Below are 9,484 nucleotides of genomic sequence, written 5' to 3'. Positions count from 1 at the left end.
ACAAAAAAACCGAAGCAGGTAAATGCTTCGGTTTTTTATTTCTGCTAGAAAGCTTACATTTGTTCGGCTTCTTGCATCTCTTGTGCTGAGCCACGTACAAAGAACATCAAGAAAATCGCAATCACTGACGGCAGCGCCCAGCCCATGCCAATATCAAACAGTGGGATAAATTTAAACGCCGACACATCGACACCTGCAGCTTTCATCGCATCCAACAACGAGAATATAAAAGAAACCAACAGTGCCACTCGATAAGATGCCTGTGGGTTTGGTAACTTCTTACGTATAAACGTAAGCACCACCAAGACGATTGCCACAGGGTAAAGGGCATAAAGCACAGGTACAGATAGTGAAATAAGTTGTGCGAGACCAATATTGGCCACCACTGCACACACAACGCCCACAATCACAACCCATGCCTTATATGAAATCGACGTTAAGGTACTAAAATAATCAGAGCATGAAGAAATGAGACCAATAGACGTGGTTAAACAGGCTAACAGAACAATTAGAGACAGAGCTAGCTGACCATAAGGGCCAAACAAAGACTGAACATAAAGGCTCAATACTGTGCCACCATTATCCGCTCCTGCCGCTACTGATGAGCTTGTCGCACCTAGATAGAATAGTGAAACATACACAAACGCCAACCCGCCCGCGGCAATAAGCGCTGCACGGATAAGGTATTTAGTTGTTGCTTTTGGTTCGGTTATTCCACGGCAACGCAACGTATCCACCATCAGCATGCCAAACATTAGCGCGCCTAAGGTATCCATGGTGTTGTAGCCTTCTAAGAAACCTTTCGTCAGAGGCTCAGTAATGTATTGAGCATGAGCGGCTAGAATTTCCCCTTGCGGGTCAATAAAGACGGCCAAACCTAAAGCCAACAAACCCAGCACCAAAATCGGCGTTAATACTTTGCCGATCGCATCAATGAGTTTGCCCTGAGACCATGATAGGAACATGGCTATTGCAAAAAATACGATAGAAAAAATCGTCAAATACATTTGCGTAGGATGAGCGAAGAACGGCTTCACACCCATTTCATAAGCTACTAATCCAGTTCTTGGCGCAGCAAACGCAGGACCGATAATGACGAAAATCAGCACGGCCATAACCACGGAAATGCGTTTAGGCAAATCTCTTGTCAAATGCTCCCACGAACCACCGGATACTGCAATGGCGACAATGGTCATCAAAGGCAGTCCGACTGCCGTCAATAAAAATCCAAGCATTGCAGGTAGGATATGTTCCCCTGCTAATTGGCCCGCCAATGGGGGAAAGATGATATTCCCTGCTCCTAAAAAGAACGCAAACAGCGTAAAGCCGACCGCGATTATGTCCGTAAATTTTAACGTCTGATTCACTGTGAAACCTTGTATCATTATGCTTTATACTTTAGTCAACCACGCCCAACGGCTCGCTAATGCGTGATTTCAATGACTAAAGAGGGTTAAGAATTGAAATGGCAAACTGTGTAAACATACCCAATCAACGTAAGGTGTGAGTTGACGTATCAACACTATTGCAATAGGCGAGTATTTAAAACTTCCGCTCTATTAAATTTCAAGATGCGCATAATGACCAAACAGTGTACGAATAGCAAGACGAAAGCTAAAAACGCTACATTTGATTACTTAAAGTACAAAATAATAGATTTAAACACTATAATTTCTGCAAAACCCAGTCTTTACCGTTAATAGTCCCTAAGAAATAAGGATAAGATGGTCAGTGTAAGTATCCATTCATTACAGCTACAATGGTGATTTTCACTGCAGATATACTTTTTTACTAGATACATATAAAACAGCTTATGCCTCAAGATCTCAAAAAAACCAGCCGCCCATTTCAATTCAAACAATTTTCCATTGAAATTGCTCAAGCTGGCATGCCAGTGAGTACAGACGGCGTACTGCTTGGCGCTTGGGCCCACTTAGTGGACAAAGGCAGACTACTCGATATTGGTACAGGGACAGGTCTACTTGCTTTAATGTGCGCGCAGCGCCAACATGACATCGATATCATTGCCATCGATGTCGAGCCAACCGCCTACAACGCTGCGACGCAGAATGTTACACGCTCCCCTTGGCATAATCGCATCCAGGTCTTACAGCAAGATTTTGTCACTTTTCTTCCCAAACAAATGTTCGATCGAATTATTTGCAACCCGCCTTACTTTAACACTGGCGTTTCATCGAATAATCTGCAACGGGCCTCAGCCAGACACACCAGCAAACTTTCCCACATAGTATTGATTCATCATTGCAAAAAAGTTCTCTCCAAACATGGCCGAGCAAGTTTTATATTGCCAACAGAAGAAGGTAAACAGTGTATTCAACTTGCTGAAAATGAAGGCTGGTATCTCAGCCGATTGTGCGAGGTAAAACCAAATGAAAACAAGCCCGTTCACAGATTGATGTTTGAGCTAAGTGTACAACCAAACGAATGCCAATATCAGCATTTAACAATAAGAGACAAACATGGCTACAGCGTGGATTTTGTTGCACTAACAAAAGACTTTTACCTTAAAATGTAAAGTGTTTATAGCGAAATTCCTTCGAGATTTGCCTTTATTAGTATCTTGAAGTCATTTGGGTATATAATACGCGACCTTAAAATTACCCCTCAATGTCGACAGACCCTAACCTAGTGGAGATTCCTAGTGATGACATCTTTTGCGGAGCTAGAGCTTGATCCTATTCTTCTCAATGCGATTGAAGAAATGGATTATCAGCGCCCAACTCAAATACAAGCTCAAGCAATTCCACAAGCCTTGGATGGTAGGGATGTATTAGCAGCCGCACCAACAGGAACAGGGAAAACCGCCGCTTTTGCTCTACCAGCCCTGCAATACCTGCTCGACTTTCCTCGCAAAAAAGCAGGACCAGCTCGAATACTCATACTTACGCCAACACGTGAGTTGGCGATGCAAGTCGCTGAGCAAGCGAGACAGTTGGCAAAATATACTCGCTTAAATGTTTTTACTATTACTGGTGGTGTTCAATACCAAGAGCATGCGGATATCTTATCGACCACGCAAGATATTGTGGTCGCCACACCAGGACGCCTGCTTGAATACATCGAGGCGGAGCGATTTGACTGTCGTGCCATCGAATGGCTCATCCTTGATGAGGCGGATCGCATGCTCGATATGGGCTTTGGCCCTGTTGTCGATAGGCTCTCAGCTGAGTGCCGCTGGCGCAAGCAAACCCTGTTATTTTCAGCCACTTTAGAAGGAAAAGGGGTAGAAGGGTTTACCGAAGATCTATTAAATGACCCAGCGAATATTGATGTCGAGCCACCACGAAGAGAGCGTAAAAAAATCGCCCAGTGGTATCACCGTGCAGACTCAATGGAGCACAAACTCGCGTTACTGAAAAATATCCTTACGGAACAAGCACAGCGAAGCATCATTTTTTTAAAAACGCGTGAGCGCTTAGCTGATTTACGTGGCGAATTAGAAAAAGCGCAAATCCCTTGCTCTTGGATACAAGGTGAAATGCCTCAAGACCGAAGAAATAACGCCATTAGTCGCTTTCGTGACGGCACCGTCAATGTATTATTAGCGACAGATGTCGCGGCTCGAGGCATAGATTTACCCGATATCAGTCACGTCATTAACTTCGATATGCCACGCTCCGCAGATGTCTATTTGCATCGTATCGGCAGAACCGCGCGAGCTGGAAAAAAAGGCAACGCCATCTCATTGGTTGAGGCTCATGATCAACCTATGCTAGACCGAGTTTCACGTTACGTGAAAGAAGACATTAAAGAGCGCTTTATTAAAGAGCTGCGTCCGCAACACAAAAAGCCGACATTCAAAAAGAAGAAAAAGAAGAGCGCAGATAAGAAAGCGAAAAAGAAAACCACGACTAAGAAAAAAGCCAAATAATGCTTCGAGAAACGTGGTTTCTAAAACAACAAAACAGCCGAGATGGCTGTTTTGTTGTTTTGAGCTGAGTTAAACCGATATCAAATTAGTGCTCACGAGTCGCTCTAAATTGAACATCAGGGAAACGCTCTTGGGCTAAGTTGAGATTCACCATCGTTGGCGCAACGTACGATAAGTTATCGCCACCATCCAACGCTAGGTTAGTTTGGTTCTTGCGTTTGAACTCTTCCAGCTTCTTGTCATCATCACACTCAACCCAACGGGCCGTCGCGACATTCACGCTTTCGTATATCGCTTCCACATTGTACTCAGACTTTAAGCGAGCCACTACCACATCAAACTGAAGCACACCTACAGCACCTACGATCAGATCGTTGTTCTGTAGCGGTCGAAATACTTGAACCGCACCTTCTTCAGAAAGCTGTACTAGACCTTTCAGTAGCTGCTTTTGCTTAAGTGGATCTCGCAAACGAATACGCCGAAACAGCTCAGGCGCAAAGTTAGGGATACCAGAGAACTTCAGTGACTCTCCCTGGGTAAAGGTATCGCCAATCTGAATGGTGCCATGGTTGTGCAAGCCTATGATATCACCCGCATGCGCGTTTTCAGCACGTGCACGATCCCCTGCCATAAAGGTCACCGCGTCCGAGATATTGACTTGTTTGCCTAAGCGGACATGGTTCATCTTCATGCCTTGCTTGTAGGTTCCCGACACAATACGCATGAAAGCGATTCGGTCACGGTGTTTAGGATCCATGTTGGCCTGAATTTTAAACACGAAGCCAGAGAATTTCTCTTCTGTCGCTTCCACCTCACGTTCATTCGCTTGACGAGTTTGTGGCTCAGGAGCCCATTGAGTAAGACCGTCCAACATATGGTCAACACCAAAGTTACCTAATGCCGTACCAAAGAACACAGGCGTCAATTCTCCTTTTAAGAACAGTTCCTGATCAAACTCATGAGAGGCACCGACGACCAACTCGAGCTCTTCTCTTAACTGCTCCGCAAGCTCTTCGCCCACTGCCGCATCAAGCTCTTTGTTGTCTAAACCCTTGATGATAGTTTCTTCTTGAATCGTATGACCTTGTCCTGTGGTATAGAGTATCGTCTCATCTCGGTGAATATGGTAAACACCTTTGAACTCTTTGCCACAGCCAATCGGCCAAGATACTGGCGCGCAAGCGATATTCAGCTCGCTTTCAACTTCATCAAGCAGCTCCATCGGGTCACGGATATCTCGGTCCAGTTTGTTCATAAACGTGACAATTGGTGTATCACGTAAACGTGTCACTTCCATCAGCTTACGAGTTCGGTCCTCAACCCCTTTCGCGGCATCAATAACCATCAAACAAGAGTCAACTGCCGTTAGGGTACGATAGGTATCTTCGGAGAAATCTTCGTGCCCAGGAGTATCAAGTAGGTTAACTAAACATTCGTTATAAGGAAATTGCATCACCGATGTGGTGACCGAGATTCCCCGCTCTTTTTCCATCTCCATCCAGTCGGATTTGGCATGTTGGCTAGAGCCACGGCCTTTTACAGTACCAGCCGATTGAATCGCGCGTCCAAACAACAGGACTTTTTCTGTAATGGTGGTTTTACCCGCATCCGGGTGAGAAATAATGGCGAAAGTACGTCTCTTGGATACTTCGCCTAAAAAGTTTTGGTCAGCCATTTTTAAGTTCTTTCAAATTTATGGATTTAGGGTGTACTAAGGCGTTCATAACCGATACTTACATCACATTATCCAAATGAATTTTATATTTGCTGGCTATTTTCTATGATCTACGCGCTCTGTACAAGTCGAGTTCAAGCCCTTCTCCTGCCCCAAACTGCGAAATTGTCCACTAATTTGCTCTTTATTCTGAATATTTACTCAGCAGACTAATAAAAGTGGTAAGCTAGATTTACTCCCTAGGGAAGGGTAAGAGTTTTCAAGCATTTTTATCAATACTAAGCAATTTTGAACTATAAATAATAGAGTAGTGATATTGTTAATAAAATATGCCAAAAATTAAACGGATCAATTCTTTAGCCTTTAAACAAGCTAAAACAGTATTTCTAGTGTCTGTCATACTAGGCTTATGTTTTAGCTTTTATCATATCTTGGTCGACCTGCACCAAGAGCAGCAAAGGGTGTCAGAAGAATACCGTTTTAAGCTACTACAAAACTACTCTAACGCCAGCCAAGCGGCCTATCACCTAAATCACTTGCTAGCCAAACAAGTAGCCACCAGCCTAATGACCGATCCAGCGATTTACAAAGTGAAAATTGCTGACGATTTTGGCGATGTGCTGAGCGAGCAACAAAAGGACATCTCGCAACACAATTCGTTTATTCAAGCGCTGTCGAGGTTTCTCACCCCAACCACTCCCGTGTATACCACTGAGTTGCACCAGCCCAATTCCAATATTGTAGTTGGAAAGCTGACCTTTTCTGTTGATGGCAGTAACATTGCCAAAGACTTCATTAGCAAAACCAGTCAAATCATCCTGTTTGATTTGCTTAGAAACATCATTTTGACCTCAATTTTGCTGGCGTTTTTCTATTTCAAATTATCTAAGCCTCTTGTGACACTGATTAGTTGGGTTCGCTCTCTTGAAAGCAAGAAAGACATCCCCCCACCTCCTACACAAGACTTGCAAAATGAGTTGGGCAAGCTGGCAGAAACGTTTCATTCATTATGGAAATCTCGTGAAGCTGCCGAATATAAACTCAATCAGTTAGCCTACTACGACTCTCTTACCGGACTGGCAAATCGAAGCTTGCTCCTCCAAACCTTAGGTCAAACCATCGATAAAGCAAATAAGTCTAGAGCCACTGGTGCGTTGTTTTACCTAGACTTGGATAGATTCAAAACCATTAACGACTCATTAGGCCATAATATTGGCGACAATTTAATCAAAGCCATTTCAATGAGGATGAAAGCCTGGTTGAAGAACGATTACTTCGCTGCGCGCATTGGCGGCGATGAGTTTGCTATTTTGATTCCTTACCTTCCACTTAACAAAGCAGACGATGTGGCAAAACAGCTACTGGCCTTGATATCTAATCCTTATTCTATCGATGATCATCAGCTGTATTGCACTGTCAGTATTGGTATATCCGTTTTCCCTTCCGTTGGTAACACGAATATTGATGTGCTGCGACAAGCCGATACTGCGCTGTACAGAGCAAAAGTCTCAGGCAGAAATAACTACATGTTTTACGAGCCCGAAATGCAGGCTCAGGTTGAATCATTCCTCGAGATCGAAAAAGGGTTACATGAAGCCATAGGTAATGAGCAGCTAGAGCTTTACTATCAGCCTCAAGTCAATGCCAATCAACAGATCGTCGGTGTTGAGGCGCTCATCCGTTGGAATCATCCTGAGAAAGGTGTGTTGCCTCCTGGCGTCTTTATGCCCATTGCTGAAGAAACAGGCCAAATACTTCAAATTGGCGATTGGATCATTGAAAAAGCCTGCTACCAATACGCGCAGTGGCAAAGAGACGGCGTACTTCCGGACACGTTTGAACGACTGGCGATCAACATCAGCCCACTGCAATTTTCACAAGACTCATTTGTCGAGCACATCACTCACACACTGTCTCAATCAGGAATCACAGGCGATCACATAGAACTCGAGATCACGGAAAGCTTATTGCTGGAGAACGTTGAAGGGGCAGTACAAAAAATGGCCCAGCTGAAAGAGCACCATCTTAAAATATCAATTGATGATTTTGGTACTGGTTATTCTTCACTACGTTATCTTAAACACCTTGCGGTCGATGTCCTTAAGATTGACCGCTCTTTCGTCACCCAATTACATTTGGATGAAAACGACCAAGCGATTGTCGATACCATCATAATGACCGCTAGACGCCTTAGCCTAGAAGTCATTGCTGAAGGGGTCGAAGATGCCTTTGAGTTGCATGCGCTGCTAGATTTGGGTTGCACCCAATTTCAGGGTTATTTGTTTGATAAGCCTTTGGAAGTCAGTGATTTATTACAAAGCTTTGCAAAAAACCAGTATGACATCACACCAGAAAAATACGATAACTCAAATCAAAACCACTTACGCAGTCAACTCTAAAGCATGTAACTCATAATAATGGCGTCTTCCTTGCCGTTAGCCGTCGGATAATAGTCCACTCGCCTATCCACTTCATTAAAGCCCATATCCAAATACAAGCCATATGCGCGATGATTACTTTCCCTGACTTCCAACCACACGCTCTCCGCACCATTCGCCATACATAATTCAAGAAAGTGCTCGATTAACCATTTACCACACCCACTCCCTTGCTGGTTTGGATCGATTGCTACATTGAGCAAAGTCACCTCACCTACAATGTTCTGTGCATAAAAGTAACCGATAAGCCTGTCATCTTTGAGCAGCGCATGGTGAAACGCCCCTCGAGAATCGAGGTTAAACAGTAAAGATTTAGACCAAGGGTGAGAGTGAGCTTTTTGCTCGATATCAAAGACACGATTTAGATGAGGCTCCTGTAAAGGAACCAGTTTAAGGTTATGATTCATAAGAACAAATTTGCTGCCAAAGTTGGCGTTTATGAGCTGGGTTGTTGTTAATGTCATTCAGTGCTGGCGAACATAGCACCTTTGTCACTACCTCATCAACTAACGGACATCCAGCAAACCATATCCATTGCAACGCTTCTAAGTTAAAGCTATTGAGTTGATGCGGAAAAATATGCCGAGATTGGTCCAAAGAAAGGTTCATACTTTTCAGCACCTTCTCAAACATATGGGCAACCTCACCGTTAGGCAGATCAGGTGATACTAGCAACAGCTGGCAGCCATCGGGTAACGAGGCAAGCTCGACATTAATGCCCTTCATTAGCTGAGGCTTATCAAGTTGCCACTCAGAAATACCCATTTCCTTTAAGTAGCCACTATTACGTACCGCGTTACTGCTGTCTTTCATAGTTCTGAATCCTACATCTAAAGTAACTTAGGTATATCAAAGTTCAGAAAACTCTGGGCAATACTCTATCAAACCGTCATAGCCTTCAAGCACTCCATCGACAAGACCTGCAATTTGAAAAATCCCATCGGGTAGCTGCCACTGGCTAGTAAAGCCATGTTTTTCAACCGACTCGAAGCCAAATCTGGAGTAGAAAGCAGGGTCGCCCACTACCACGCAAGCAGGGTAACCAAATTCCACTAACGAAGAAAAGCCCTCTCTAATGAGTTGGCTAGCAAGACCTTGTTTACGATAAGACTCATCTACAGCAACAGGTGCAAGCCCTTGCCATCCGATATCCTGGCCTTGCACGGTAACAGGGCTAAACATAGCGTGACCGATGACTTCACCATCGTCGGTACTGGCAACCAGAGAAAGGGTCAAATGGCCGTTCTCTCGTAACTTCATAACCAAGTTGGCTTCTGCATCTGTATCAAAGGTGGACTTAAGTAGTCTATCAATCGCCAATATATCAGCTGGCGACTCGGCTCGAATTAGCATGGCTTACCTCATTTTGTCTATGCGACAATTGTAAGCCCTTTGACACAAATTCTGCTAGCGCATTTATTAAGATTTTTAATAGCACAAAGCGGCTCCTATTTCTAACCTATCCATTGGGCCTTCCTT

The 9,484-nt window shown here is 44.1% G+C and carries 8 protein-coding genes; 3 read left to right on the top strand and 5 right to left on the bottom strand.

Annotated elements, in window-relative coordinates:
- Positions 1 to 53: 53 nt before the first annotated feature.
- Positions 54 to 1,367, bottom strand: a complete 1,314-nt coding sequence (brnQ, locus tag M9194_RS06790; RefSeq protein ID WP_250611863.1) for a branched-chain amino acid transport system II carrier protein — start codon at positions 1,365 to 1,367, stop codon at positions 54 to 56.
- 446 nt (positions 1,368 to 1,813) lie between these two features.
- Between brnQ and M9194_RS06785 the strand changes: the two genes are divergently transcribed.
- Positions 1,814 to 2,536, top strand: a complete 723-nt coding sequence (locus M9194_RS06785; RefSeq protein ID WP_250611862.1) for a tRNA1(Val) (adenine(37)-N6)-methyltransferase — start codon at positions 1,814 to 1,816, stop codon at positions 2,534 to 2,536.
- A 129-nt stretch (positions 2,537 to 2,665) separates the two neighbouring features.
- Positions 2,666 to 3,892 (top strand): ATP-dependent RNA helicase SrmB, encoded by a 1,227-nt coding sequence (srmB, locus tag M9194_RS06780; RefSeq protein WP_284676531.1) that lies wholly within the window; start codon positions 2,666 to 2,668, stop codon positions 3,890 to 3,892.
- 85 nt (positions 3,893 to 3,977) lie between these two features.
- Here the strand turns inward: srmB and prfC are convergent, their stop codons facing one another.
- Positions 3,978 to 5,567, bottom strand: coding sequence for a peptide chain release factor 3 (prfC, locus tag M9194_RS06775; RefSeq protein ID WP_250611860.1), 1,590 nt, complete (start codon positions 5,565 to 5,567; stop codon positions 3,978 to 3,980).
- Between the two features lie 329 nt (positions 5,568 to 5,896).
- On the opposite strand from prfC, the gene M9194_RS06770 reads away from it, so the two are divergent.
- Positions 5,897 to 7,966 carry a putative bifunctional diguanylate cyclase/phosphodiesterase gene (locus M9194_RS06770; protein ID WP_250611859.1) on the top strand — a complete coding sequence of 690 codons (2,070 nt, stop codon included), beginning with the start codon at positions 5,897 to 5,899 and terminating at the stop codon, positions 7,964 to 7,966.
- On the opposite strand, the gene rimI is transcribed toward M9194_RS06770, so the two are convergent.
- The 3 genes from rimI to M9194_RS06755 are packed head-to-tail and all read right to left on the bottom strand — an operon-like array spanning position 7,963 to position 9,358.
- Positions 7,963 to 8,412 (bottom strand): ribosomal protein S18-alanine N-acetyltransferase, encoded by a 450-nt coding sequence (rimI, locus tag M9194_RS06765; protein ID WP_250611858.1) that lies wholly within the window; start codon positions 8,410 to 8,412, stop codon positions 7,963 to 7,965. The genes M9194_RS06770 and rimI overlap by 4 nt on opposite strands.
- Entirely contained in the window at positions 8,402 to 8,818 is a 417-nt protein-coding gene (locus M9194_RS06760; protein WP_250611857.1) for a DNA polymerase III subunit psi, read from the bottom strand. Before M9194_RS06760 ends, rimI begins: the two co-directional genes overlap by 11 nt.
- Positions 8,819 to 8,854: 36 nt before the next feature.
- Entirely contained in the window at positions 8,855 to 9,358 is a 504-nt protein-coding gene (locus M9194_RS06755; RefSeq protein WP_250611856.1) for a GNAT family N-acetyltransferase, read from the bottom strand.
- Between the last annotated feature and the right edge of the window lie 126 nt (positions 9,359 to 9,484).

The organism is Vibrio sinus, assembly GCF_023634645.1.
Lineage (GTDB): Bacteria > Pseudomonadota > Gammaproteobacteria > Enterobacterales > Vibrionaceae > Vibrio > Vibrio sinus.
This window is presented reverse-complemented; position numbering and strand designations above follow the sequence as displayed.

Bases quoted from the DNA above. Each gene is read 5' to 3' on its own strand.
- prfC (WP_250611860.1), bottom strand. From the start codon at position 5,567: ATGGCTGACCAAAACTTTTTAGGCGAAGTATCCAAGAGACGTACTTTC.
- M9194_RS06755 (WP_250611856.1), bottom strand. From the start codon at position 9,358: ATGCTAATTCGAGCCGAGTCGCCAGCTGATATATTGGCGATTGATAGA.
- M9194_RS06785 (WP_250611862.1), top strand. From the start codon at position 1,814: ATGCCTCAAGATCTCAAAAAAACCAGCCGCCCATTTCAATTCAAACAA.
- M9194_RS06760 (WP_250611857.1), bottom strand. From the start codon at position 8,818: ATGAAAGACAGCAGTAACGCGGTACGTAATAGTGGCTACTTAAAGGAA.
- M9194_RS06770 (WP_250611859.1), top strand. From the start codon at position 5,897: ATGCCAAAAATTAAACGGATCAATTCTTTAGCCTTTAAACAAGCTAAA.
- rimI (WP_250611858.1), bottom strand. From the start codon at position 8,412: ATGAATCATAACCTTAAACTGGTTCCTTTACAGGAGCCTCATCTAAAT.
- srmB (WP_284676531.1), top strand. From the start codon at position 2,666: ATGACATCTTTTGCGGAGCTAGAGCTTGATCCTATTCTTCTCAATGCG.